This is a genomic window from Hyphomonadaceae bacterium ML37 (genome assembly GCA_027627685.1).
Taxonomy (GTDB): domain Bacteria; phylum Pseudomonadota; class Alphaproteobacteria; order Caulobacterales; family Maricaulaceae; genus Oceanicaulis.
Genome location: CP091241.1, coordinates 2357739 through 2383087, shown reverse-complemented (window position 1 = coordinate 2383087; position 25349 = coordinate 2357739). Strand labels below are relative to the sequence as shown.

Sequence of the window (25349 nt, the reverse complement as noted above, 5' to 3'; positions counted from 1 at the left end):
CGCCCCGGGCGCTGTGCGAGAAAAGGAGCCGTCATGAGACCGGAACGCTTGCTGGTCGCCCTGCAGGGAACAGAGGCCGACGCCGCGCCGCTGGACGCGGCGGTGACGCTGGCGACAATTTTCAACGCCGATTTGCGCGGCGTGTTCGTGGAGCCGGACCCTGCCGCCTACATGCTGTGGACCGGGCCCGGCGCGGCGGGTGCGTCGGTGGTGTCGACCGCGCTGGACGCCGTACGCGAGGAAGCCGACATCTACGCCAAGGCGGCCATCGCCCGCTTTGAAGCGGCGGTGTTCGAGGCCGGGCTGAAAGACGCCAGCAGTTTCCGCCGCATTACCGACAGCCCGGCCGAGGCCGCCCAACAGGCCAGGCTGGTGCGCCTGCTGGTGACCTGCCCGGAGGCGGCGGCGGGCAAAGGGCCGCTGGCCGATTTCACCGCCGCCTGCCTGGTGGACGAGGGCTGCCCGGTCTTCGTGCCGCGGCGCGGGGCGCTGGCGCCCAAGTCCATCGCTGTAGCGTGGGACGGATCGAAGGAAGCCTCGCGCGCGGCCTTCGCCGCTGCGCCCTTCTTCACCGAAGGGGTGGAGGTCACGATCCTGCACAGCCCGAAAAATCTGGATTTCAGCGACCGCGCCGCCGCCGCGCCCAATCGCCTGGCCAACTGGCTGCGCCCGCGCGGGATCGAGGCGCGCACGATTGAGGTGAAGCCCGACGGCCCGCTCGGCGCGGCGCTGGTGGAGGCCGCCGGCGGGGCGGATCTGCTGGTGGCGGGCGCCTATGGCCAGTCACGCATCGCTCAGTTCATCTTCGGCGGGGTCACGCGCTCGCTGCTGAGCGCCACGGATGGTCCGTCGCTCCTGATCGCGCACTGAGGAGGACTGACATGACATTGCTGACCCGTCTGACCTTGCATCTTGGCCGCAATCCCGAGGCCGGCTTTCCGGACGGCGATGACCGTCACGGCTATCTCATCACCGCCCCGCTTGACCGTGACGGAAGGCTGGATGTGGATTTGTGGGGCGCCCACAAGGACGCCTGCATCGTGATCCGCTTCTCTCCGGACAAATCCGAGTTCGCCGATGGCTGGCTCAGTCATCGCGGCGCCAACTGGTTCTTCCGCTATGACGAGGAGCATGAGGGACCGGACGAGCCGCTCTTCCGTCTGGGCGATCACCAGCTGCGGGTGGGCGATTACGTCACCATCCACGAGGCTGACGGGGATGATCTGGTCTACCGCATCGTCAAGGCCGAGCCGGTCCGCGTCTGACCCCGGCGCCTCAAAGCCGTGCGTGAGCGCTCCAGATGCGGGCGCCGCGCGCGCGCGCCGCGTCAAAAATCGATCCCGCCGCTGACAAACCGTCAAACACACGCTCCGCTTTGCTGCACACGCGAAGGGGAGCGAGACGATGGACGAGACAGCGTTTGCAGGCGGAGATGTGGCGTGGATCCTGACCGCGTCGGCACTGGTGCTGATGATGACCCTGCCGGGGCTGGCGCTGTTCTATGGCGGCATGGTGCGGCGCACCAATGTTCTGTCTACGCTGATGCAGTCCATGGGCGCGGCGGCGCTGGTGACGCTGACCTGGGTGATCGCAGGATATTCGTTCGCGTTTGCCGGCGAGGGGGCGCTGTTTGGCGGGTTTGGCCGGCTTTTCCTGTCGGGCCTGACGCTGGACAGCGAGAAGGCCGGGCTGCCTGAAAGCGTCTTCATCCTGTTCCAGCTCACGTTTGCAATCATCACCGTGGCGATTATCGCCGGGGCGGCGGCCGAGCGGCTGCGGTTTTCAGCCTGGATGGTGTTCGTGCCGATCTGGCTTCTGGTGGTGTACGCCCCCGTCGCCCACTGGGTCTGGGGCGGCGGCTTCCTGAGCGAGGCGGGCGTGCTGGATTTCGCCGGCGGCGCGGTGGTGCACATCAATTCGGGCGTGGCGGGGCTGATCCTGGCGCTCAAACTCGGCCCAAGGCGCGGCTGGCCCAAGGAAGGCGCGCCGCCGCACAATCTGGTGCTGACCGTGATCGGGGCGGGCCTGTTATGGGTGGGCTGGTTCGGGTTCAATGGCGGCTCGGCGCTGGAGGCCAATGCGCTGGCGGCCCACGCCGCGCTGGTCACCCAGATCGCGGCGGCCACGGCGGCGCTGACCTGGGCGGGGCTTGAATGGATTCTGCGCGGCAAGCCCAGCGTGCTGGGCGCGGCGTCGGGCGCGATTGCAGGACTGGTGGGCATCACGCCGGCGGCGGGGTTTGTGGAGCCCTATGCGGCCTTCGTGATCGGGGCGCTGGCCGCGGCGGCGGCCTATGGCGGCGTGACGCTGCTGAAAGCCAAACTGAAATACGATGACAGCCTGGACGCGTTCGGCCTGCACGGCATTGGCGGGTTTGCGGGCGCGGTGCTGACCGGCGTGTTCGCCGCCACCGCCGTGGGCGGGGCTGCGGGCGCGGTGGAAGGCAACTGGCTGATCGTGTGGACCCAGACCTGGGGCGCGCTGGCGGCGGCCGCCTGGTGCGCCATCGCGACCTTCATCATCCTGTTTGTGCTGGAGCGCTTCATGAAACTGCGTGTGGACGCCGAGGACGAGGTCACCGGTCTCGACATCGCGCTGCACGGCGAGAGCGCCTGACGGCCCTCCCGCACACCTTTCCTCCCTGACTGGTCCCCGGCGGTTCGCCCGCCGGGGAACTTTTTTTGTCAGGCCTATTTCGGCCCCAGCATCGTCTCGGGGCGCACCACCTTGTCAAACTCCTCCGCCGTGACGAAGCCCAGCTTCACGGCTTCTTCGCGCAAGGTCGTCCCGTTCTTGTGGGCGGTCTTGGCGACTTTGGTGGCGTTGTCATAGCCGATGGTGGGCGCCAGCGCCGTGACCAGCATGAGCGAACGCTCCATCAGGTCGGCGATGCGGGTTTCATTGGCTTCGATGCCCGCCACACAGTTCTCGGTGAAGCTCACCGCCGCGTCGCCCAGGAGTTTGGCGCTGGTCAGCACGTTCCAGGCGATCATGGGCTTGAAGACGTTGAGCTGGAAATGGCCCTGGCTGCCGGCGAAGCTGACCCCGGCGTTATTACCCATGACCTGGGCGCAGACCATGGTCATGGCTTCGGCCTGGGTGGGGTTGACCTTGCCGGGCATGATGGACGAGCCCGGCTCGTTTTCCGGCAGATTGAGCTCGCCAATGCCGCAGCGCGGGCCGGAGCCGGACAGGCGAATATCCTGGGCGATCTTGAACAGCGAGACAGCTGCCGAGTTCAGCGCGCCATGGGCTTCAACCATGGCGTCTTTGGAGGCCAGCGCCTCGAACTTGTTGGGCGCGGTCACAAACGGAAGGCCGGTGAGCGCGGCGGCTTCTTTGGCGAACGCCACATCAAAGCCCGGCTTGGCGTTGAGGCCCGTGCCCACAGCCGTGCCGCCCTGGGCGAGCTCATAGAGCGCCGGAAGCGCCGCTTCGACCCGGCGGATGGCGTTTTTGACCATGTGGGCGTAGCCGGAAAACTCCTGCCCCAGAGTCAGGGGCGTGGCGTCCATCAAATGGGTGCGGCCGATCTTGATGATGTCCTTGAACGTCTCGGCCTTGGCGTCCAGCGCGGCGTGGAGCGTGGTGAGCGCAGGCACGAGATCGCGCACGAACACTTCCGCCGTGGCGATATGCATGGCGGTGGGGAAGACGTCGTTGGACGACTGGGAGCGGTTCACATGGTCATTGGGGTGGACGGGGTCTTTGGAGCCCACCACGCCGCCCAGGATCTCGATGGCGCGGTTGGCGATCACCTCATTGGCGTTCATGTTCGACTGGGTGCCCGAACCGGTCTGCCAGACCACAAGCGGGAAATGATCATTGAGCTTGCCCTGCGCCACTTCCAGCGCGGCGGCGGCTATGGCGTCACCCAGGCGCGGCTCGAGATTATCGAGCGCCATATTGGCTTTCGCCGCACAATGCTTGACCACGCCCAGCGCGCGCACCAACGGCAGAGGCTGGGTCTGACCGCCAATGCGGAAATTGATCAGCGAGCGTGCGGTCTGGGCGCCCCAGAGCTTGTCGGCGGGAACGTCCAGCGGGCCGAAGGAGTCTGTCTCTGTGCGCATGTCAGTCATCGGGCTCGCTCCGGTCTTGCTTGATCAGGTCCGCAGGCGGACAATGTGGGGTCTCGATGAGTCGGACGTGTAGCACCCGACCCTGACAGATCAAGCCGGACAACGCGGCGGCGCGCGGCGCGAACAGGAGTGGCGACATGCAAGCAGCAGCCAGCAAGGGATCGCTTAATCTGCGCGTGGATGCGGTGACGGCCAGCTCTGATCGCTTCAACACGCTGATCGGCGCCTTCTTCGCGTCGGAGTTCAAGCGCCCGCGCGACGGCGCGTTCGAGATCGTGGTCGAGATTGAGCGCGCAGCGGATATGCCCGCCCACGATGTCGATCAGGTCGCAAAGGCCGTGGTCGAGGGGCTGACCGGCGTGGTGTTCCACGATGGCAGCCAGATCGAGCGCCTGCATGTGGAAAAGACCACAGGCGAGCGCGCGCGGGTGAAGGTCCGCGCCCGCCCGATCCGCGCGCCGCAAGCGGCCTGAGCAGAGCCAGACGGCTCAGCTCTCGCGCCGGTAGACTCCGTCAATCACCAGATCGTCTGCGCGCGCCGCGAGATAGGCGCGCATCACGGCCTCCAGCTGATCCAGCGAGGTCAGGCGGCAATAGCCTTCGCCATCGACCGCTATGCCCGTCTCCTCGCGCCCGGCGTCGGACAGGGCGCTGCAATCGGGCATGTGATAGCTGGCCATCGCGCCGCCAGCATACACGAACATGACCCCATAGCCGTAACCGGCCTCGCCTGGGAATTGGGCGAGATAGGTGTCCTCGTGCAGCTGGCGCAGGCGGGCGTTCTGATGGGGAAAGTTGGCATCGTTCGAGACATAGCGCCGGCGCTGATTGCGCAGCTCGCCGCGCCAGGTGAACCCGCCCCACTCAGTCCCGTCGGGATGGGTGGGCGTGTGCACCCACACCCCGTCCTGCAACGGGGTGTCAGCGCCCCAGAAGCCGATCAGCTCCCGGTCGGAGTAGAAGCAGCCGCCCAGCGCCAGTGCGGCGATGACGACCGCTGTGATCAGGGCTGCGGCCCGCGCCAGGCCTGCAATCACGGGGTCGCCCCGAGCAGGGCTTCGGTCGCCCGGATCAGCCAGGCCGCCGCCTCGCCGTCCAGCCGGGGCAGGACGCGCCGCCGCACCTCGGCGTGGTAGGCGTCCAGCCACACCATCTCGTCCGTGCTGAGCAAGGTGGTGTCAATCAGGCCGCGATGAATGGGCGCCATGGTCAGGGTTTCAAAGCCCAGCATGGCCCTGTCGCCGCCTTCAATCGCTTCGGCCGGGGTGACAACCTGAAGGTTTTCGATCCGGATGCCATAGGCGCCGATCTGGTAATAGCCCGGCTCGTTGGACACGATCATGCCGGGTTTGAGCGGGATGGAATTGCCCGCTTTGGCGATGCGCTGCGGGCCTTCATGGACGCCCAGATAGCTGCCCACGCCATGGCCGGTGCCATGGTCGTAATCCAGGCCCGCCATCCATAGCGCCGCGCGCGCCAGCACATCCAGCGCGGCGCCCGGCGTGCCGGCCGGGAAGCGGATGGCGGACAGGGCGATATGGCCCTTGAGCACCAGGGTGAAGTGGCGGCGCATCTGCGCCGTCGGCTCGCCGATGGGCACGGTGCGCGTCACGTCGGTGGTGCCATCGGGATACTGGCCGCCGGAATCCACCAGATAGAGCGAGCCGGGCGAGAGCTTGAGCGTGGAGGCGGTGTTGACCCGGTAGTGGGGGAAGGCGCCGTTGGGGCCAGCGGCCGAGATGGTCTCGAAGGACAAATCCTTAAGCTCGGGCAGGGCGGTGCGGAAGCTTTCCAGCTTCAGCGCCGCCTCGATCTCGTCCACATGGCCGGATTGCGCCTCGGTATCGAGCCAGTGCAGGAAGCGCACCAGCGCCTCGCCATCACGGATATGGGCCTGGCGCGCCCCTTCGATCTCCACCGGGTTCTTGCAGGCCTTCGGCAGGAGCACCGGATCGCTCTTGCGCTGGACGCGGGCGCCGCCGGCTTCGAGCTGTTGGAACACCCAGACCGATGTTCCCGCCGGATCGACCTGTACGGTCTTGCCCGATAACGCCTTGAGCGCCTCGCCCAGCTCGCTTTCGGGGCGCACGGCGACTTCATTGCCCAGATGTGCGCGGGCGGCGGCGGTGAGCTTGGCGTCATCGATGAAGAGGGTGGCGCGCCCGTCGCCGTCCAGAATAGCCGAGGCCAGCGGCAGGGGCGAGCAGGCCACGTCCCCGCCGCGCACATTGAACAGCCAGGCGATGGAGGGCGGGCTGGTAATTACCGCGGCGTCCGCGCCATCGGCCGCGATGTCGCGCCCGATGCGCCGGCGCTTGGAGCCGTGATCCTCGCCGGAATAGCTCTCAGGATGCGGGACCACAGCCGCCGACGGCGCCGCGGGGCGGCCCTGCCAGGCGCTATCGATGGGGTTGTCGTCCAGTGCGATCAACTCGGCGCCGGCGGCGCGGGCGCCCTCTTCCAGGCGCGCCAGAGCGTCGGGCGCGTGCAGGCGCGGATCATAACCGATGCGCGCGCCGCGCGGCGCGTTGGCTTTCAGCCAGCCGGGCGGTCCCGGCTCCATCAGATCGGCGTATTCGAACAGCGCGCCATCGACCTGCGCCTTGACCTGCTCGGTATAGCGTCCGTCGATGAACACGGCGGCCTTGGCCGTCAGCACCACTGCCGCGCCAGCCGATCCGGTGAAGCCCGTCGCCCAGGCCAGGCGCTCGGCGTTCGCGGGCAGGTATTCGTTATTGTACTCGTCCTCATGGGGGATGATGAAGCCGTCGAGCCCGGCGGCTTTGAGCGCCGCGCGCAGCTGGGGCAGGTGGTCGCGGCCCAGATGCGGGCCGCCTTTCACGTCGAAGGACTGGATGGGTTTTGTCATGCGTGCAAGCTACGCCCGCGCGCCGCGCCGATCAATCGCTGCATGCGGCGCGGGGGCGATTTGGCTACATGGCGAATTTGCATGAGCGCCCTGCGTTTTCGGCGCTGGCGGGGCCGGGGGGAGCAGCGCATATCCACGACCAGCCGGCGCCCGGACGCTCTGTCGTTTCGCGGGCCGCCCTATTGGAGCCGTCCCATGTTTCACGCCGAAGACCATCTGCGCCTGACCGGCGCGTCCCAGCCCCTGCCCCACGCCCGCGCCCGGCGCGGTGTGCGCATCGAGGCGCGCAATACCGATGTGAACGCGCTGTTCGACCGCATCGGCCTGTCGCATCTCGCCCGCCGCGCGTGAGGTCCTGGCGCGGCGACCCGGCGCCGCGCGCCCTTGCCTCAAGCGGCCCCTCTAAGGCATATCAGGCCGGCAGGCGGGTATGATGTAATGGTAGCCTGTCAGCTTCCCAAGCTGAACGCGCGAGTTCGATTCTCGCTACCCGCTCCAGCCTGATGCTGACCTGATCGCGTATTGGTCCTGCTCCAATGGAAGACCGGATGCGCGGAGAGCAAGCCATCTTGGCTCTCGTCCTTACGCCGCAGATCGAAATCTGTGCATCAAGTGACATGTCACCTCACCACCCCAAACCTCACCCATAAAATTTTTGCAGTTGCGCATACGTGCTTTAGGGTATGTCCCGGCAGAATTGTTTGGTGGAGGGGGGCATGGCCGGTGTTTGGAAGCTTCTGCAAGCTCTGTCTTGGGTGTTTGCGCTCTTTGCCTCCATAGTGACGATATATTACTTCTGGATGGACCGCCCGTGGGAAGCACGACCTGAGTTGCCTGTAAGTGAAGCTCCGAGCGGCCCGCAGGCGCAGCCCCAGTTGCAGGTGCAGCCAGTTCAAGGTTTTGATAGCGTCAATCTCGCTTTAATTGCTCGCAATATTCCAGCGAGTGAGTATGGCTATCTTCAAGCAATTAATCGGCAAGATTCCGAAGCTGTACGCCTGCTGCGAACGCTTGGCATAACCATTTCTGATCGCGCTCTGTGTAGTCACCTTCATCTCACCGCCAGAGACGCACACCATTGGCGTTTCGCCATTGAAACCGGACTGCTCACGCCTGAGGTGCGTTGCGAGGTTTATGGGTCGTCAGGCACCGGACTTGATTACTGGCTGTCTCAAAAAGTCTGCAGCCTGGACCGCTACTCGGGGATCATTCATGCCCCAGCGTTTTTGCAAGTGGTGGCGTCATCGAGGGGAATGGCGACGCCTGGGCCTGAAATACGAGAGCCAGACGAAACTGCTTGCAGCCTCGCTGGAGGTAATCTGGAGGTTGCCGAGCTTATGGCCGAGGCGGGATTTGAGACGCCTGCGTACGATGTTCGCGCTGAGCAATGGCGCCAGCATGCTGAGTATTTGAGGAGAACCTACGCAGGTCGCCAATCTATAGGCGATATTGCGCGTGCAATCTGTATGGAAGAGGACCGGTCTGCGTTGTCCGAGCGGTTCCCGTTTCTGAACGTTCCGCGCCCGATGCGAAGTGAGCTCAGGGATGTTGCATCGCGGCGCGTTTGGCGATCCCTGGAGCGATGCCGTGGGGGTGATCGCGTTAGCAGGCAAGGACAGACTTTATATGTTACCGTTGCATCCTCTGGAGTCACAGAGTGCCGGAATCTGTCAGACACCGAAATGGACGAGTATTGCACACGAGGCGAGTTTCCGAATAGAGTCGCGGGTTTGGTGACATACGGGGATTTTTTAGTCCGCACCAGGGCGGGACTGTACAACTAAATATTAATTTTTTTCAAATTAAAATAAAACTAAACAATATTCCAATAGAATGAGTTTTTTGATTGAATTTTTAATATTCGTCCGTGCTTCAGTTTTGGCCTTAAAGCCGTCTCAGCCCGCCGCCGGTCTCAAGGCCGAAATGGCCGAACAGATGGGCGAGCAGGAACAGGAAGCCGGCGCCGGCGAGGATTGTGACCATCATCCACGGGATCATGCGCGGTTTGAGCGGATTGCTGGGCCGTCCGCTGCGCCAGGCGCAATAGGCGAACGCCGCTGCGGTCAGGCCGATGGCGAGCAGCGTCTGGGCGATTGTCATCCGGTCCCTCGCGGCGCGCGGTGGAGACCCCGTGGCGGGTCTTGACCCACAAATAGGGGCGGGCGGGAAGCTCGCGCAAGGCCCGCGCCATGGCGGGCGCCTGCAATAACCAGTAGACGGGCAGGGCGATGAGATCGCGCCAGCGCGGCGTGAAGCCTGCGCGCCGTGCGCCGGTTCGCGCGCACGCGATGGCGCATCCCAGCGCCGCCAGCCCTGCCGCAGCGCCCGGCAGGCCGCCGGTCCAGCCCGCGCCCGCCAGAATGAGCGCGCCCGCGATCATCGCCAGCCCGATTGGAAACATCAGCGCGCTCAGCGCATTGGCCAGCATCGTCAGCTGCAGGCAGACCAGCGCGCCCGGACCGGCGGCGTCCCAAAGGCGGCGCGCCTGGCGCATCTGCACCAGCCAGGTGATGAGATGGCCTTTCAGCCAGCGCGAGCGCTGACCGGTCCAGGCCGCGCGCGTCACCGGCGCTTCTTCCAGCGTGCCCGGCTCGATCAGCCCTGCGCGCCAGCCATGGGCGGCCAGGCGAAAGCCGAGATCAGCGTCCTCTGTCACATTGAACGGATCCCAGCCGCCGCAGGCCTCCAGCGCGGTGCGCCTGAAGACATTGCTGGTGCCGCCCAGCGGCAGGGGCCATCCGAGGCTGCGGTAGAGAGGGAGGAGGGCGTGAAACTGCGCCGCGTATTCCAGCGCGAACTGGCGCGTCAGCCAGTTGTCGTTCGCATTGTACCAGCCCAGCGGCGCCTGCACGACGCCGAGCTCCGGGTCCGCCGCAAACGCCTCGGCCGCCGCGCGCAGCTGCCCGGCATGGGGGGCGTCCTCGGCGTCATACACAGCGATGAGTGCGCCGCGCGCGGCCTGCAGCGCATAGTTCAGCGCCCGCGGCTTGGTGGTGGGCCCGCACGGCGGGGCGACCAGCACGCGGGCGCCGATCCGGCGGCTGGCCGCCTTGGCGGCGGCGCGGGTGGCGTGGTCGTGTGCTTCCAGGGCGAGCAGGATGTCGAGGCGGTCAGCCGGATAGTCGAGCCGGGAGAGGGCGGCGATGAGGCCGGGCATCACCTCGGCCTCGTTATGCAGGGCGAGGATGACGCTGATCACCGGCAGGCGGGCTTGTGCGACCGGCGTGCGCGGGCTCCAGCATGGCGGCGAGACGCTGGCGGCCAGCCGCAGGGCGGTGATGGCGAGCACGAAGGCGAAAGCCAGGGTGAGCGCCGCGCTCAATGCCAGTGCAGGCGCCAGCGCCGTCACCCCGGCGAGGAACGCGGCCGGCCCGGCCCAGAGCGCCAGCGGAGGGTGCAGGCGCGCGCCGGCGCTCGCCACAGGCTGGCTTTCCAACAGGGCGAATGCGGCGCGGCGGGCGCACGGCCCGCGCTCGCGCCGCCGCGCCCGATCCGGCGAAACCTGCCGCATCTGGATGTCTGGCTGTGACCCGTCCATGGCCCCGCCCGCCCCAAAGAGGCGAACAGGAAAGCATAAATACGCCTGAAACGCGAATCAGGTCTCGGCTTTGGGGTCGAAGGCGAAGGTCAGGGCGACGGCGTCAAGACCTTTGAGGCCCGGCGCGACCTCGAAGCCGGCCGCGGCGCTGGTCGGCCAGCCCGGCGGCATGCGCCGTCCGCCGGCGGCCTGAGCCGCTAGGGTATGGGCGAAGCCGCCAATGCCCGGATTATGCCCGACCACCACGACCGAGCGTGCGCCGCCATCGAGCGCATCGAGCACGGCGCGCTCCAGCATGGAGGCCGAGGCATGGTAGAGCGCCATGGGATCAGACACGGGCGGGGCGCCCAGCGTCTCGCCGATGACGGCCCAGGTCTCGCGGGTGCGGCGTGACGGGCTGACCAAAGCATGGTCCGCCGTCAGCCCGGCCTCGGCCAGGGCCTGGCCGGCGCGCGCGGCGTCAGCACGGCCCCGATCGGTCAGGCCGCGCTCGAAATCGTCCTCCGCCTCCATCCGTTCAACGGCTTTGGCGTGACGCACGAGGATGAGGTGAGGCATGGTCGCTTTTCCAGGGCCAAGGGTGAGTATTTCTAAATCCGGCCCGGAGGCCTCTTGTGTGGCGCCCGGCGGATGCACACGTTACCCGGTGTTCGCCGCTGGCCGCAAACACTCTGACGGAGGAAATGCCATGAGCCTTTTGCTGGGCGATATCGCCCCTGATTTCGACGCCGAGACCCAGGACGGTCCGATCCGGTTTCACGACTGGATTGGCGATAAATGGGTGATCTTCTTTTCCCACCCCGCTGATTTCACGCCGGTGTGCACCACCGAGCTCGGCTTCACCGCCAAGCTGAAAGACGAATTCGCCAAGCGCAACGCCAAGGCCATCGCCCTGTCGGTGGACAGCGTGGCGGACCACAAGGCCTGGATCGGGGACATTGAAGAGACGCAAGGCGTCACGATGAACTTCCCGATCATCTCCGACCCGGAGCGCAAGGTGTCCGCGCTGTATCAGATGATCCACCCAAAGGCCGATCCCAAGCTGACCGTGCGTGCGGTCTATGTGATCGACCCGAACAAGAAGATCCGCGCCACCTTCACCTATCCGCCCAGCGCCGGCCGGAATTTCAACGAGGTGCTGCGCCTGCTCGATTCGCTGCAGTTGACCGACGGCTACAAGGTGGCGACGCCCGTGAACTGGACCGATGGCGAGGACGTGATCGTGGTGCCCAGCCTGTCGGACGCCGACGCCGACAAGCTTTTCCCCAAGGGCTATACCAAGATCAAGCCCTATCTGCGCACCACGCCGCAGCCAAACAAATAACGATTTCAACATACTGATGCGATTTCAGCACCGGCCCCGAAAGGGGCCGGTGTATTTTTTTGGTAAAGGGTGCTTGACGTAAAGGGTCCTTTGCGTCACAAGGTCAAGGACGCTTTACAAAGGAGATCCGTCATGGCGCGTATGAACACACTTCGAGTCACGCTGGCCGCAATCGCCGGCGCTGCGGTCGTCACAGCCTGGGCCGGGGTCGGGGCCGCCTATTTCCTGGATGCGCCGCGCAGCATTTTCGTGATCGGCGTGATCATCGCCGCGCTCGCCACCGAAGCAGCCTTCTGGCTCGTCCTCTTCCTTCTGGGCTGGTCGGCTGTCGCCAACCGTCACTGGCTGGTGCGCCTGTTTTCCAAGCAGGCGAAGCCCGGTGACGCCGAGGCGGCGGAGCGGCGGGCATGATCAATCTGGTACCGGAAACCCAAACCGCCCCGCCGGCCGCACGCCGGCGCTATATCTGGCGCTCCATGGGGACGCTGACGATCGCGATGATCAGCGTGCTCGCCCTGGCCTGGCTGACGCCCGAAGGCGGCGTCTGGCCGGTGATCGTCGGCGGACTGCTGGTGGCCGGGCTCGCGTTCGGGGTCTATGAATTTGTCGTGCTCATGCGCGCCCTCGACGAGCTTCAGCAGCGCATTCACATGATGGCGCTGGCCATCGGATGCGGCGGAGCGGTGATGATCATCACGGCGCTGGCGCTGGTGGCGATGGTGTTGCAGTGGGGTCCGCTCGAGCCGGCATTGACGGTCATGTTCGCAGTGGCGGGCTATTATGGCTCGCTCTTTGCGCTCAGCCGCCAATACGCATGAAAACCCGTCCCGTGACGCTGCGCCCCGGTTTTGACAGGCGGCGAGCGGGCGTAACCGACATCCATGGAGAGGCCTGATATGACCTCCAATTCCGACGCGGCGAACGCCAGGCGTTTGCACCCCCTCCGGGCCAGCGGCACGATCGCACTGATCCTGCTGTTCGCCTTCATCGGCTTTTTCGTCGCCTTCGCCTTCGCCCTGGCTGAGGGTGAAGACTGGATCATGATCGCCATTCTGGGGGGTGGCGCGGTGGGACTGTTCTTCGTGTGGATTCGGGAGAACCACATGGCGATCACCGCCGCCAACGCCGCCCGCCCGGCACGGACAGAGATGCGTACCCTGCGCATGATCCCGTTCCAGATCGCCCTGGTGCTTCTGTATGTCGTCGCCGTTCAGGTGTCCGTTCATCATGCGCCCGGCCTGTCCGGGATCATAAAGGGCGCCCTGCAGAGCCTGCCCATCGGCATGCTCGGCGGATGGCTGGTGGCGTTCATCTATCTCATCGTGGAAAGCGACGAGATGGTGCGCCGGATGCAGACCATCGCGACGGCCATCGGCGCAGGCGCCACGCTGGTGCTGGCCACCGTCTGGGGGCTGGTGGCGATGCATGCCGGTCTGCCAGATTTCCCGTCCGTGTTTCTGTTCCCGGCGTTTGCGGTGTTCTACGCGGTGGCGGGGCTGGTGGTGACGCGGCGGTTCTCATGAACAACCATTTGAAGACCCTGCGCGCCGAGCGTGGATGGAGCCAGGCCCATCTGGCCGAGCTCCTGGACGTGTCGCGCCAGACCATCATCTCGATCGAGAACGGCAAGTATGACCCGTCCTTGCCGCTGGCGTTCAAGATTGCGCGTGTGTTCGAACAGCCCATCGAAGCGATATTTGATGAAGAACCAGGATAATCTTTCCCGCCAGGCAGAAGCCTGGTTCGCCGTCAGACCGGGCTTCGAGGCGCTGGCTGAGTATCTGCGCTACAAGCGCTCAGGCGTGAAGACTGCGGCCCGCGAGGCAAGCGAGCGCTTTGCTGCCGGCTTGGATGAGGCTGACGGGGCGCGGGCGCAGGAGCTTGTGCGCGCCCTGCATGAGGGGTGGCGCCAGTTCGGCGAATTGCCGGGGCTTGTCCCCTATCCTGTCACGATGGCTGCCAGCCGCTTGTGCCGGCGTTGGGAGGCTGTAGATCCGAAGGCAGCAGACCCGCTTGTGTTCAGAGCCGGCTTTGAATGGAATCCTGATCTCTACGTCGAGGCACTGGAGCGTGATCCAACGCATCCGGCGGCTCTGCGCGGCAGGATCATGGATCAATTGCGCCGGGTATCCGATGCCTTCCATACTATTGAGCGCGGGACCTTGTCCGAAGCCGAGACAGAGGTGCGCGCCGCCATGGTGTCGATCAGAACGCTCTGCCGACGGCTCGCGGACCCGCGCCTGACCCTCCAGGCGGACCAGTTCCTGGACCTCTGTGACACCCTTTTGGCCGGTCTCGAGGCCTGGCGCGCGGCGGGCCAGGCGGGTGATTTCACCGGGTACATGAAGGCGCGCGGCACGGAGCTGGGAGCCTTGGCGTGGGTGGGCCATTGACCCTGCGGGCCCTCGTCCGTCAAAGCGGTGCGTTGGACCGGGCCAGCTGTTGACCAAATCCCTTCACGGTTTTACTTGCCCTGCCTAATTCCCTCGCACGTCAGGATACAGATACAAGCGATGACCAATCTCGCCGCGCTCGCCGCCGACGCCAAGGCCTGGCCGTTCGAACAGGCGCGCGCGGTGCTCAAACGGGTCGAGCGCTTCGGCATGACCGGCGGAGCGGTGATTTTCGAGACGGGCTACGGCCCGTCGGGCCTGCCGCATATCGGCACGTTCGGCGAAGTGGCGCGCACCGCCATGGTGCAGCATGCGTTTCGGGTGTTGACCCAAGACGCCTATCCGACGCGCCTGATCGCGTTCTCCGACGATATGGACGGGATGCGCAAAATCCCCGGCAATGTGCCCAATACGGCCATGCTGGAGGCGCATCTGGGCAAGCCCCTGACCGATGTGCCCGACCCGTTCGGCACCCATGAGGGCTTTGCGCAGCACAATAATGCGCGCCTGCGCGCGTTTCTGGACGGGTTCGGCTTTTCCTACGAGTTCTATTCAGCCACCGAGCAATACCGGTCCGGCGCGTTCGACGGCGTGCTCTTGCGCGCGCTGGAGCGGTTCGACGACATCATGAAAGTGATGCTGCCCACCCTGGGGGCGGAGCGTCAGGAGACCTATTCGCCCTTCTTGCCCATCTCGCCCAGCACGGGCCGGGTGCTCTACGTGCCCATGAAGGCCATCGACGCCAAGGCGGGTACGATCACGTTCGAGGATGAGGACGGGACGGATGTGACCCTGCCGGTGACGGGCGGGAACGCCAAGCTGCAGTGGAAGCCCGATTTCGGCATGCGCTGGGCCGCGCTGGGCGTGGATTTTGAAATGTTCGGCAAGGACCATCAGGCCAATGCGCCGATCTATTCGAAGATCTGCCGTATTCTGGGCGTGGAGCCGCCGGTTCAATATGTCTATGAGCTGTTCCTGGACGAGCAGGGCGAGAAAATCTCCAAGACCAAGGGCAATGGCCTGTCTGTGGAGGAGTGGCTGGCCTATGCGCCCCAGGAAAGCCTGGCGCTGTACATGTTCCAGAAGCCGCGCACGGCCAAGAAGCTGTATTTCGACGTGATCCCCAAGGCGGTGGACGAGTACCGCCAGCATCTGGCGGCCTATCCGGGCCAGACGCCGGAGCAGCAGGTGGAGAATCCCGCCTGGCACATCCATGCCGGCGCTCCGCCGGCGGTGGGCGCGCAGATCAGTTTTGCGCTGATGCTCAATCTGGTTTCAGCCGCCAATGCCCGCACGCGCGAGCAGGTGTGGGGATTCATCTCGCGCTATGCGCCCGAGGCCGACCCGGCGCGCGAGCCCTTCCTGGACCGGCTCGTGGACTATGCGCTGCGCTTTTATGAGGACCGGGTCAAAGCCACCAAGGTCTACCGTGCGCCCAGCGACGCCGAACGCGCGGCCATGGAGGGCCTGATCGTGCGCCTGCGCGCGCTGGACCCGGCCGAGACAGACGCCGAGCTGATCCAGACCGAGGTCTATGCGGCGGGCAAGGATGCAGGCTTCGAGAATCTGCGCGACTGGTTCCAGGCGCTCTACGAAGTGCTGCTGGGACAATCCCAGGGACCGCGCTTTGGCGGGCTGGCGGCGCTCTACGGCCTGCCCGAAACCATTGGACTGATCGAGGCCGGGCTGGCGGGCAGGCTGGCCGGATCCTGACGGGATCCGGCCTCATGTCTGCATAGGGTCCGGTCAGGAACCGGCTACCAGCGTCGCGGCGCCGCGGCGTGTCTGGTGCAGGGCGCCAAGCGCGCTGTGGTCAATCTGCTCGATCGACACCGCCATCAACTGGTCCTCACACCGGGCGCGCTGCTCGTCCTGGGCCACCCGCGTCTGCTCGCCCAGCGGGACCTGTGCGCAATAGGCGTTCACCGACTGAACCAGCGCCTCATAGGCGCGCTCGATGGCAGCCGGACTGGTGAGGCTGGCCCGGTCCAGCTCAAACTCGAACGGGTCCGCATGGGTAGCGGCGCCTGCGGCCAGCGCCAGAGCGGCCGCGCCAATCAGGGATTTGATCATCGCACTCTCCATCAAAGTCCGGACGGTATCGACGGATGTCATCAGTCCGTCACGGTAAAGTCACAAAACTGTAACCGATCCGAATACGGAGTGAAAGAGGATGCTGCATGCATGAGCGCAGAGCATTTTAGGCAAAGCAATTCAGTAATTTAGGGGGGGTATTGAGTGCGTTTCAACGCGGATGTGGCGTTGAAAAACTGCACTTTTTCGCCGCGCCAGCTTGGGTCTGCGGCCTGAAATCTGGTCTCAGATCAGCTAAGCGCGCTCACCACGCGGCGCTGCGCCTGCATCCTGTGGAAAACTCGGGCTGTGGGCGGTTATCCCGGCTCGCGCGCCAGTGCTTCGGCGTCCGGGGCGGTCAGTTGTGCTCCCGCAGGGCGCTCACGCGCCTCAAGCGCGGCGCGCACTTCGGGCAGGGACAGGACCGCATCCAGGCGCGCCAGCGCGCGGATTCCGTCTGCGCTCATCCCGAACAGCTGCTGGAAAGCCTCAAGCGGTGTCGGTTCGGCAGGGAAGCGGCGCAGGCGCACCGGCTCGCCCGCCTCCAGCCCGGCCAGTTCACGCGCGGCGGCGATGGCGTCCTGAAGCCCGCCCAGCCGGTCCACCAGACCCAGCTCTATGGCCTGAGCGCCGGTCCAGACGCGCCCGCGCGCAATTTCCTGCACCCGCGCCATGGGCAGGTCGCGGCCCTCGGCCACCTTGGTGGTGAAGTCCTCGTAGATTTGCTCGGCCAGGCGTTCGTAGGACGCACGCTGGCTGTCGGTCCAGGGCGTGGCCGATGAATTGGCCAGCGCATATTCGCCGCCCACAGCGAGCGGTTCAAGATTGAGACCGATGCGTTGCAGGGCGCCGTCAATAACGATCTTGCCGCCCAGCATGCCGATTGAACCTGTGAGCGTGGCGGCGTTGGCGACGATCAGGTCGGCCGGCGCAGCAATATAGTAGCCGCCTGAAGCCGCGACGCTGCCCATGGACACAATCACCGGCTTGCCGCTTCTCCGCGCGCGCATGACCGCATCCCAGATCTGGTCCGACGCGGTGGCGGATCCGCCCGGCGTGTCGAGGCGCAGCACAATGGCGCGCACGGAGCTGTCACGGGCGGCGGCATCGATGGCGCCCGCCATCCGGTCTGATCCGATCACCTCTTCGCCGCCAAAGCCGGCAGAGGGGTCCCCGGAGACGATGGCGCCCTGTCCGGTCACCAGCGCGATGACCGGCCGGTTCTGCTGGCCGCCCGCCGGGCGCTGAGGCGTGCGGGCATAGGTTTCAACGGGCATGAAGCGGGCGGTTCCGGCAACCTGGTTGCGGGCCGCTTCGCGGGCGTCAAAGACCTGGCCGATCCGGTTGACCAGTCCCACCTCATGCGCTCTCAGGGCTGTGTAGGGACCGGCCTCGATCAGGCCGCGCACGACATCCGGCGACTGATTGCGGTCGCGGGCCAGGCCTGTGATCGCGGTCTCGTAAAGATCGCCCAGCAGCGACAGCGTCGCCTCGCGATGGGCGTCGGTGAAGCCGGTCTGGGTATAGATGTCAGCGGCGTTCTTGTACTCGTAGAGCTGAACGAATTCGGCCCGGGCGCTGAACTGTTCAAACAGCCCGCCCAGAAACAGGGTCTCGCTGGCCAGGCCCGTCGCAGAGAAGCTGGAGGTGGGCTGCAGCCACAGCTCGCCTGTTCCGGCCACGGCGAAATAATTCATCACGCCCGCGCCTTCAAAGCCCTGCGCATGAATCACGACGAATTTACCCGTGCGGTTGAACGCGTTGAGGGCGCTGCGAATCTCCTCGGCCTGGCCGGGGCTCATGGCGAATTCATTGGCGCGCACAAACAAGCCGGACACGCGGCTGTCGCCGCCAGCGCGCTCGAGCGCATCCACCAGATCAATCAACGCCAGAGGCTGGGAGAACGCAAACGGCGAACGGGACGGCTGATCCATGCGTGGCAGGCGCAGATCGAGCTCCAGCACGATGCCGCTGGCGGGCAGGGAGCGGTCGGCCCCGGTCTGGGCGCTCTGCACGGCGGACGCGATCAGGCCGGACACCATGAGGACGAGGAAGACGCCAATCAGCACGACGCCGATCAGAACGCCGGCGATTGACCCGAACAGCGACATCCAGAAATGCTTCATGATCTTTTCCCGCCCCTGCAACCTGCCGCACGAAGAGCGCAGCGACAGGAAAGCTAGGGCGGGGGCGGGCCCGGGTCGAGCCGTGCGGCCCCTGTGGGAGTGATTATCAAGCGCGGGCGTTGCAAACGGGTGACGAAACCTGTGGCCCCGGTGGGGCGGGCAAGGCCGATGCGGTCGGGAGAAGGGCTGGTCGGAGCAGCAGGATTTGAACCTGCGACCCCCGCCTCCCGAAGACGGTGCTCTACCAGGCTGAGCTATGCTCCGATCAGAGGCGCGGTGTATAGACAAAGCCGCAAGAGGTGGCAATGACCCTGAGGCAGGGTGATTGCAGGACGTTTCGAATGCCATCGGCGTGTTGCAGCGCAGGACGTTGCATCGGCCTGAAAGGCGGGCTATCTAGCGCGGCCCGTCGCCGGATCGGCAGGGTATTGGGGCGTGGCCAAGTGGTAAGGCAGCGGTTTTTGGTACCGCCATTCCCAGGTTCGAATCCTGGCGCCCCAGCCAATTTCTTTCATCAGCAAGGCCGATGGCGCGTGTGCGCGCTGCACGGGCTGCATTCGCCACGTAGCGGGTTCCTGCATGCCCCGTGCTGTGCTAGCGTAGGATCAAGTCGGGCGCAGGTATGTCGTAAATCGGCAATGCTTGCGCCTTAAAACCCCTCGCACGGACTGCTCGGCGGCAAGATGATTGCTGTCAGACAGGTTGATTGATGCGCGCGGCCGGTGCTAGCGTCGCGTCACACGAGACAAGACAGCGGTCAACGCTGCCGGACTGAGGGGATGATGACGAGCATTATGTCCCCAAGATATTTTTGTGGCCGAAAGGCTGAATGAGCACGGTGCGCGCCGCATCGCGGGGGGAGCCATTTTCAAGATGGTCCGCCGGAGCGCACTGAAGCGAGGGAAACGGAAGCGCGCGGGCAACCGTTCGCGCCGGCTACTGTGAGGCGAGAAATGTCCAAGACTTTTAAGGCAATCCGCATGGGTATGATTGCGAGCGCAGCGGCGCTCGTCACGGCTGGCGGCGCGTACGCCCAGCTGGACGAGGCGCTTCGGGTCGCGCGTCAGTCCACCCAGGAAGGCGCGCAGGCCCAGGAGCAGATCACTCAGATCGCTGATGCGGCCGACAACGCCGAACGCCAGTATCTGGCGGCGCGCGAACAGATCGAATCGCAACGCATCTTCCTGGAGCAACAGCGGGTCTTCCTGCTGTCTCAGGAAAACGAGCTGAATGCGCTTCGCACCCAGCTTGAGCGGGTCGGTTCGATCGAGGTCGACCTCGCCCCCATGCTTCTGGACATGTATGTGGCTCTCGAAGAGTTCATCAACCAGGACCTGCCCTTCCAGATGTCCGACCGTCAGCTGCGCCTGGACAATATCCAGACCGCTCTGGGCGACTCGAACATTTCCGCCGCTGAGCGCTACCGCCTTCTGCTCAACGCGTACGAGATCGAGATGGGCTATGGCCGCTCGCTTCGCGCCTTCAGCGAAGAAGTGGAAGTCGACGGCGTCCCGCAAGAGGCCGCCGTTCTCCAGATCGGCCGCGTCGCGCTCATCCGCGAGATCGGCAACAATCTTGAGATCCTGACTCAGGACAATCGTGAATGGCGCCCGGTCCCCGGCAGCATGGCTGTCGACGTGGAGCGCGCCTTCCGCATTGCGCGCGAAGTGACCACGCCGGAGGTGTTCGTCGCGCCTCTGCCTGGCCCGACCGACGCGCGCTAACTGGAAAGAGACGGGAGACTTACCGCCATGAAAAAACTGATCAGCATGATCGCAGCCGTCTCGATCGGGGCCGGCGTGCTCGCCGCCCCGGCTTTGGCCGCACAGGAGCGCGAGCCTGTTCGCTCCATTCAGGAACTGCTTGACCGGGTGCGCGCCGACTCGCGTGACGCCGCGGCCGAGAACCAGCGCCGCTTGCAAGAGTTCCGCCAGCGCCGTGATGAGCAATCCGCGCTTCTGCGCCAGGCCCAGGGCACGCTGTCGGCCCTGCAGGCCCAGGCGGAGCAAGGCCGGGTCCAGTTCGAAGCCAACAGCGTCGCCATCGCGGAGCTGGATGCCGAGCTGCGCGCGGCTCAGGGTGAATACGGCGAACTGTTCGGCGCCGCGCGTCAGGCGGCCGGCGAAGTCGCCGCCCTCATCGAAGGGTCGCTGGTGTCGTCTCAATACCCCCGCCGGCACGAGCCGCTGACCGAGCTGGCCGAGTCGCGCACGCTTCCCGATCGCCGCGAACTTGACCAGATCTGGCAGGCCCAGCTCTCCGAGATGCGCGCCCAGGGCGAGGTTGTGACCTATAACGCCCGCGTTATCGGCCAGAATGACGGCCAACCGCTCCCGGTCACCCGCGTCGGTCCGTTCATCGCCATGGTGGACCGCGGCGGCGCCAAATTCGTTCAGTGGCAGGCCGAGCCGACCAGCCGCACCGCCGGCTACCGCCTGACCGAGCTCAGCACCCAGCCGCCGGGCCGCCTCATGGGCGCCGCCAGCGCGCTGATCAGCGCCGAGCCGGGCGAAATCGTCGGCGGTCCGGTGGATCCGTCCCGCGGCGGTCTGCTGCGCGTCTACCTGGAAGTGCCGTCGCTGACGCAGCGCTTCGAACAGGGCGGCCTGGTCGCCAAGATCATTCTGGCGCTGCTGGTCTTCTCAGCCGCATTCGGGATATTCCGCCTGTTCGTGCTGCTGGGCGTTAACTCTGCGATCAACGCGCAGAAGCGCCGCTCCACGGCCTCCTCGTCCAACCCGCTGGGCCGCATCATGCTGGCTTATGAAGAGGTCAAGGACCGGCCGGTCGGCACGATCGAGCTCAAGATCGACGAAGCGATCCTGCGCGAGACGCCGAAACTGGAGTTCGGCCTGAACTTCCTCAAGCTGTCAGCCGCCGTTGCGCCTCTGCTGGGCCTGCTGGGCACCGTGACCGGCATGATCCGCACGTTTACGCAGATCACCCTGTTCGGCACCGGCGATCCGAAGATCATGGCAGGCGGTATTTCCGAGGCGCTCGTGACCACGGTTATGGGTCTGATCGCGGCGATCCCGCTCCTGTTCATCCACTCCTTTGCGGCGAGCTTCGCTCGCGGTGCGCAGAGCACGCTGGAAGAGCAGGCGGCTGGCATCATCGCGCGCCACGCCGAAGAGAAGTCCGCGGGCTAGAGGAACAGACCCATGGATCCCATCACCGCCTTCAATAATCTCCAGATGTTTCTGGAACGGGGCGGACCGGTCCTGAACTGGATCATGGCCCTGACGTTCATCATGTGGGCGTTCATTCTGGAGCGGCTGGCCTATTTCAGCTTTGCTCACAAGGGCGTCCGCAACCGGGTGCTCCGTGAATGGGGCGCCCGCGCCGAGCACACGTCCTGGCAGGCCCTGGCGATCCGCGATCAGCTGATCAGCGAGGTCAAGCAAAAGGCCGACCAGAACGTGGAGCTCATCAAGACCCTGGTCGCGGTGGCTCCCCTGTTCGGCCTGCTGGGCACGGTGACCGGCATGGTGTCGGTGTTCGACGTCATGGCGATCCTGGGCTCCTCGGACGCCCGTGCGATGTCGTCGGGCGTGGCCCGGGCCACAATCCCGACCATGGCCGGCATGGTCGCCGCGCTGTCGGGTCTTATGTTCTCGAGTCAGATCGAGCGCATGGCCAAGCAGCGGGTGCACGAGCTGGCCGACGAGCTTGAGGTGGACTGACACATGCGACGCAGAAAAAACAGGAGCGCCGACAATTCCGACATCGATATGACACCGATGCTGGATATCGTGTTCATCCTGCTCATCTTTTTCATCGTGACCGCCACCTTCCTCCAGGAAGAAGGCGTGGACATGCGCCCGCCGCCGCCCAGTGATGAGCCTGCCTCGGACAATCCGGTGATCCTTGTTCAGCTGGACAATCAGAACCGTGTGTTCGTGAACCAGGAATCCACCAGTGAATTCCGCGTTCTGGCCGCCGTTTCGCGGCTTCGGGCCGAGCAGCCGCAGTCAGCCGTCCTGATCGAGGTCGCCGATGACGCCCGTCACGGGACCATGGTGATGATCTGGGACGAAATGCGGGCCAACAATATTCCGGTGTCGATCTCGCGTGCTGCGGGTTCGGACGCTGGCAACTGATCCGGCAGGAGGAAGAGTATGGCTCGCCGACAAAGCCGCGTCCGCCAGGATGACGAAGACGTCGAACTGAACATGACGCCGATGCTCGACGTGGTGTTCATCTTGTTGATCTTCTTCATCGTCACCGCCGTGTTCGTGAAAGAGCCGGGCATTGAGGTCGAGCGCCCGGAAACCACCACGCAGGATCGTGAACGGCCCACGATGCTGATCGCTGTCAATGCCGGGGGCGAAATCTGGATCAATCGGCGTGTCTATGAGCTCGCTGAAGTCCGTCCCCAGATCGAGCAGCTGCGCAGCGAGAATCCGCGCGCTGAAGCGATGATCCAGGGCGATCTGGGCGCGCCGGCGGGGACCGTGCTCGATTTGCAGCAATTGCTGATCGAGATGAGCATTCCCGTCACCGTGTCCACTGATGAGCAGGGGTTCTAAAAGCCATGGCAAGCTTGTTCAGGTTGTTGATTGGCGTTCCGGTCGCTGCGGTCATCACGTTTCTTTTGTTCACGTTGATGCAGATCCTTATTTTCCAGGACGAAACGCCGTTGGATGACGAGGCCGAAGAACTGCGGATCACCATTTCTGACGTGGCGGAGGACATTCAGGTGCGCCAGCGTGACCTGACCCTCGATGACGTGCAGCAGGCCGAACCGCCGCCTCCGCCGCCGCAGATTCCCCGCCAAGCCGCTGACGCGCCCAGCGAGGATATGCGCACAACGATGGGCGCTCTACCGGACTTTGATGCGCCCAATCTGACCGGCGACCAGGTTAATTTCGACGTCTCCGATCGTGACGCCCAACCGCTGGTGCGCATCGAACCGCAATACCCGCCGCGCGCCGCAGAGCGGGGCCTTGAAGGCCAGTGCACTGTTCAATTTGATGTGACGCCGGATGGCAATCCGACGAACATCAACATCCTTAACTGCACCAGCACTTTGTTCCAGAGCGCCACGGTCCGCGCTGTCGAGCGGTGGCGATATGAACCGAGGATCGAAGGTGGCAACGCGGTCTGGCGCCGGGGCGTGCAGACGACTTTGGTGTACAATATTGGCGAGTAGGCCGGAACGACGTTGGCGCGGCTCCGTTTCAGCCGCGACCTGCTCTATTCGAGGAGAACGACCATGATGCACGATGCCCGTTCCCTGCCGATGCAAGCGCTGTCGGCGTTCGGCATGTTTGCTGCGGCGGCTGTACTGGCCCTCGCCTCTGTCGCGCCAGCGGACGCGCAGCGCAACCGGAACCAGGAGCAGGGGGAGGAGGATCCGTCAGCCAACCGGCAGATGAGTTCCGAGATCGGCGAGCAGGTCATTCGCGCCCGTGAGGCGCTGGACGCGGAGCAACCGCGTCAAACCATCGAGATTCTGACGGCACTCATGTCGCGTGAAATGACGCCCTATGAGCGGTCCATCGTCCTGCGTATCCGGGGGTCGGCCTACTATCAGGTGGATGACGCCCGCCGCACGATCGATGACTTTCTTGCCGCCATCGCCACAGGCGCGCTTGTCCCTGACGAGATCGTGACGATCAGAACTCAGGTCGGTCAGATCATGATCGTCAATGAGCGCATCAATGAGGGCATTCAGCAGCTGGAGATGGCGATTTCCGGGGGAGCCGAACTTACGGTGCCGCTGGCCCGCCTTATGGCCCAAGCCTATGTGCAAGCGGAGCGTTTCCAGGACGGTCTGCGCTACGCTGAGTTCTTTTATACGAACAATCGAAGCAAGTCTGAAGCCGACTACAACCTGATGCAATACTATTACAATCAGCTTGATCGCACGTCAGACGAGCTGCGGGTCGTGCGAGAAATGCTGAATGCATTCCCTGGGTCGCGCCGCTCCTGGCAAAATTTGCGCGCGCTCTATGCCCGCCTCGACCAGGAAGAAAACTCGTTCGAAACGGCCCGCCTGATGTATCTGAACGGCTTGCTGGAAGAGGAAGGCGAGATCGTCGGGATGGTGGCGTACTATAGCCACTTCCGGAACCCGTATCGCGGGGCGGCCATCCTCGAACGTGAGATCAATGCCGGCCGGGTGCAGCCCACCGAGCGGCACCTCACGCTTCTGAGCAATATGTGGCGTCAGGCTGACGAATTCGAGCGGTCCATCGCGCCGCTGGAACAGCTCAACCGCGTGCGTCCGAGCGGTGAAACCGCCCTGAAGATCGCCGAGGCGCGCTTCCAGATGCGTCAATGGCCGCAGACCGAGCAGACGTTGTCCGCCGCGCTGGATGCGGGCGGACTGTCCAGCACCGAAACCGGCCGCGCCTGGGAGCTGCTGGGCAGCGTGCGCTACCAGCAGGAACGCATCCAGCCGGCCATCGCGGCCTATCGCGAAGCGGCCCGTTACCCCAGCAGCCGCCGCAACGCCGATGGCTGGATCCGGTTCATCAACAGCCAGATCGAAGGCGAGGCCAATCGGGCGCGCCAGCGCGAGCAAGTCGCCATCGACGAATGCCGGCTGACTCTGGACGCCGAACGCCGCTCGCTCGTGCTGACCGGCTCTGTGGGCGACGACGGACGCGTGCGCTTCTCCTCCATCCCGGAGCGTTGCCAACGCTACTTCAATATCTTCGGCGAACAGATCCGTGAGCCGGGCATGAACGACGAGGACGCTGCGGCTTTCCGCGAGGAAGTCGAAGCTCGCTCGGCTGCCGCCGCCGGCTAGAGCCGCCGCCAGACCAGGACTGTGACTGACATGACAGACCCCGCGGCCACGCCGCGGGGTCTTGTCGTTCCGGTGCTTGATTGTGCGGCGCAGCAATCGAGGCGGGTGGATTCGCCACGAATTCGCCCTGAACGCGTATAATTCTTCTGGCTGGTCGCGGGCGGGCGGCGGGCCTGCCCCCAAAGGC

The 25349-nt window shown here is 65.1% G+C and carries 27 protein-coding genes and 3 tRNA genes; 22 read left to right on the top strand and 8 right to left on the bottom strand.

Annotated elements, in window-relative coordinates; translation table 11 throughout:
* Positions 1–33: 33 nt before the first annotated feature.
* From L2D01_11760 to L2D01_11750, 3 genes are all read left to right on the top strand, one after another.
* Positions 34–870, top strand: a complete 837-nt coding sequence (locus tag L2D01_11760; protein ID WBQ09565.1) for a universal stress protein — start codon at positions 34–36, stop codon at positions 868–870.
* An 11-nt stretch (positions 871–881) separates the two neighbouring features.
* Positions 882–1265: a hypothetical protein gene (locus L2D01_11755; protein ID WBQ09564.1), complete on the top strand. Its 384-nt coding sequence runs from the start codon at positions 882–884 to the stop codon at positions 1263–1265.
* A gap of 139 nt (positions 1266–1404) precedes the next feature.
* Positions 1405–2616, top strand: a complete 1212-nt coding sequence (locus L2D01_11750; protein ID WBQ09563.1) for an ammonium transporter — start codon at positions 1405–1407, stop codon at positions 2614–2616.
* 74 nt (positions 2617–2690) lie between these two features.
* Here L2D01_11750 and fumC read toward each other — a convergent pair whose 3' ends face one another.
* Positions 2691–4082: a class II fumarate hydratase gene (fumC, locus tag L2D01_11745; GenBank protein WBQ09562.1), complete on the bottom strand. Its 1392-nt coding sequence runs from the start codon at positions 4080–4082 to the stop codon at positions 2691–2693.
* A gap of 137 nt (positions 4083–4219) precedes the next feature.
* On the opposite strand from fumC, the gene L2D01_11740 reads away from it, so the two are divergent.
* The gene (locus L2D01_11740) at positions 4220–4555 is read left to right on the top strand and encodes a RusA family crossover junction endodeoxyribonuclease (protein WBQ09561.1); all 336 of its coding nucleotides are present in this window, start codon (positions 4220–4222) and stop codon (positions 4553–4555) included.
* 15 nt (positions 4556–4570) lie between these two features.
* Here L2D01_11740 and L2D01_11735 read toward each other — a convergent pair whose 3' ends face one another.
* Positions 4571–5119 (bottom strand): hypothetical protein, encoded by a 549-nt coding sequence (locus L2D01_11735; GenBank protein ID WBQ09560.1) that lies wholly within the window; start codon positions 5117–5119, stop codon positions 4571–4573.
* Entirely contained in the window at positions 5116–6951 is a 1836-nt protein-coding gene (locus tag L2D01_11730) for an aminopeptidase P family protein (GenBank protein ID WBQ09559.1), read from the bottom strand. Before L2D01_11730 ends, L2D01_11735 begins: the two co-directional genes overlap by 4 nt.
* Positions 6952–7146: 195 nt before the next feature.
* Between L2D01_11730 and L2D01_11725 the strand changes: the two genes are divergently transcribed.
* The 3 genes from L2D01_11725 to L2D01_11715 all read left to right on the top strand — a co-directional run bounded on the left by L2D01_11725 (position 7147) and on the right by L2D01_11715 (position 8735).
* Positions 7147–7302, top strand: a complete 156-nt coding sequence (locus L2D01_11725; GenBank protein WBQ09558.1) for a hypothetical protein — start codon at positions 7147–7149, stop codon at positions 7300–7302.
* Between the two features lie 73 nt (positions 7303–7375).
* Positions 7376–7449 (top strand) — tRNA-Gly (locus L2D01_11720).
* A gap of 218 nt (positions 7450–7667) precedes the next feature.
* On the top strand, positions 7668–8735 hold the full coding sequence (locus L2D01_11715; GenBank protein WBQ09557.1) for a hypothetical protein: 1068 nt from the start codon (positions 7668–7670) through the stop codon (positions 8733–8735).
* Between the two features lie 128 nt (positions 8736–8863).
* Here L2D01_11715 and L2D01_11710 read toward each other — a convergent pair whose 3' ends face one another.
* Both L2D01_11710 and L2D01_11705 read right to left on the bottom strand, forming a co-directional pair.
* Positions 8864–10489 carry a glycosyltransferase gene (locus L2D01_11710; GenBank protein WBQ09556.1) on the bottom strand — a complete coding sequence of 542 codons (1626 nt, stop codon included), beginning with the start codon at positions 10487–10489 and terminating at the stop codon, positions 8864–8866.
* Positions 10490–10546: 57 nt separating this feature from the next.
* Positions 10547–11047: a histidine phosphatase family protein gene (locus tag L2D01_11705; GenBank protein WBQ09555.1), complete on the bottom strand. Its 501-nt coding sequence runs from the start codon at positions 11045–11047 to the stop codon at positions 10547–10549.
* Between the two features lie 130 nt (positions 11048–11177).
* Here L2D01_11705 and L2D01_11700 point away from each other — a divergent pair, with 130 nt between their 5' ends.
* From L2D01_11700 to L2D01_11670, 7 genes are all read left to right on the top strand, one after another.
* Positions 11178–11813, top strand: coding sequence for a peroxiredoxin (locus L2D01_11700; GenBank protein ID WBQ09554.1), 636 nt, complete (start codon positions 11178–11180; stop codon positions 11811–11813).
* A gap of 132 nt (positions 11814–11945) precedes the next feature.
* Positions 11946–12224: a hypothetical protein gene (locus tag L2D01_11695; protein WBQ09553.1), complete on the top strand. Its 279-nt coding sequence runs from the start codon at positions 11946–11948 to the stop codon at positions 12222–12224.
* Positions 12221–12631: a type IV secretion system protein gene (locus L2D01_11690; protein WBQ09552.1), complete on the top strand. Its 411-nt coding sequence runs from the start codon at positions 12221–12223 to the stop codon at positions 12629–12631. Before L2D01_11695 ends, L2D01_11690 begins: the two co-directional genes overlap by 4 nt.
* A 78-nt stretch (positions 12632–12709) precedes the next feature.
* Positions 12710–13336 (top strand): hypothetical protein, encoded by a 627-nt coding sequence (locus L2D01_11685; GenBank protein WBQ09551.1) that lies wholly within the window; start codon positions 12710–12712, stop codon positions 13334–13336.
* Entirely contained in the window at positions 13333–13530 is a 198-nt protein-coding gene (locus tag L2D01_11680) for a helix-turn-helix transcriptional regulator (protein ID WBQ09550.1), read from the top strand. Before L2D01_11685 ends, L2D01_11680 begins: the two co-directional genes overlap by 4 nt.
* Positions 13475–14206 carry a hypothetical protein gene (locus L2D01_11675; GenBank protein ID WBQ09549.1) on the top strand — a complete coding sequence of 244 codons (732 nt, stop codon included), beginning with the start codon at positions 13475–13477 and terminating at the stop codon, positions 14204–14206. Before L2D01_11680 ends, L2D01_11675 begins: the two co-directional genes overlap by 56 nt.
* 120 nt (positions 14207–14326) lie before the next feature.
* Positions 14327–15919, top strand: a complete 1593-nt coding sequence (locus L2D01_11670; protein WBQ09548.1) for a lysine--tRNA ligase — start codon at positions 14327–14329, stop codon at positions 15917–15919.
* A gap of 33 nt (positions 15920–15952) precedes the next feature.
* Here L2D01_11670 and L2D01_11665 read toward each other — a convergent pair whose 3' ends face one another.
* The 3 genes from L2D01_11665 to L2D01_11655 all read right to left on the bottom strand — a co-directional run bounded on the left by L2D01_11665 (position 15953) and on the right by L2D01_11655 (position 18669).
* Positions 15953–16279 (bottom strand): hypothetical protein, encoded by a 327-nt coding sequence (locus L2D01_11665; protein ID WBQ09547.1) that lies wholly within the window; start codon positions 16277–16279, stop codon positions 15953–15955.
* 317 nt (positions 16280–16596) lie between these two features.
* Positions 16597–18405, bottom strand: a complete 1809-nt coding sequence (locus L2D01_11660; protein ID WBQ09546.1) for a S49 family peptidase — start codon at positions 18403–18405, stop codon at positions 16597–16599.
* A gap of 187 nt (positions 18406–18592) precedes the next feature.
* A tRNA-Pro gene (locus L2D01_11655) sits at positions 18593–18669 on the bottom strand.
* Between the two features lie 165 nt (positions 18670–18834).
* Here L2D01_11655 and L2D01_11650 point away from each other — a divergent pair.
* The 8 genes from L2D01_11650 to L2D01_11615 all read left to right on the top strand — a co-directional run bounded on the left by L2D01_11650 (position 18835) and on the right by L2D01_11615 (position 25162).
* Positions 18835–18909 (top strand) — tRNA-Gln (locus tag L2D01_11650).
* Between the two features lie 476 nt (positions 18910–19385).
* Positions 19386–20129 carry a DUF3450 domain-containing protein gene (locus L2D01_11645; GenBank protein WBQ09545.1) on the top strand — a complete coding sequence of 248 codons (744 nt, stop codon included), beginning with the start codon at positions 19386–19388 and terminating at the stop codon, positions 20127–20129.
* Positions 20130–20156: 27 nt separating this feature from the next.
* A complete protein-coding gene (locus L2D01_11640) occupies positions 20157–21554 on the top strand; it encodes a MotA/TolQ/ExbB proton channel family protein (protein WBQ09544.1) in 1398 nt (465 codons plus the stop codon).
* A 12-nt stretch (positions 21555–21566) separates the two neighbouring features.
* Positions 21567–22088: a MotA/TolQ/ExbB proton channel family protein gene (locus L2D01_11635; GenBank protein WBQ09543.1), complete on the top strand. Its 522-nt coding sequence runs from the start codon at positions 21567–21569 to the stop codon at positions 22086–22088.
* A gap of 3 nt (positions 22089–22091) precedes the next feature.
* The gene (locus tag L2D01_11630) at positions 22092–22505 is read left to right on the top strand and encodes a biopolymer transporter ExbD (protein ID WBQ09542.1); all 414 of its coding nucleotides are present in this window, start codon (positions 22092–22094) and stop codon (positions 22503–22505) included.
* Between the two features lie 18 nt (positions 22506–22523).
* Positions 22524–22934, top strand: a complete 411-nt coding sequence (locus tag L2D01_11625; GenBank protein WBQ09541.1) for a biopolymer transporter ExbD — start codon at positions 22524–22526, stop codon at positions 22932–22934.
* 5 nt (positions 22935–22939) lie between these two features.
* The gene (locus L2D01_11620; protein WBQ09540.1) at positions 22940–23557 is read left to right on the top strand and encodes an energy transducer TonB; all 618 of its coding nucleotides are present in this window, start codon (positions 22940–22942) and stop codon (positions 23555–23557) included.
* 63 nt (positions 23558–23620) lie between these two features.
* Positions 23621–25162, top strand: coding sequence for a hypothetical protein (locus L2D01_11615; GenBank protein ID WBQ09539.1), 1542 nt, complete (start codon positions 23621–23623; stop codon positions 25160–25162).
* Positions 25163–25349 lie beyond the last annotated feature (187 nt).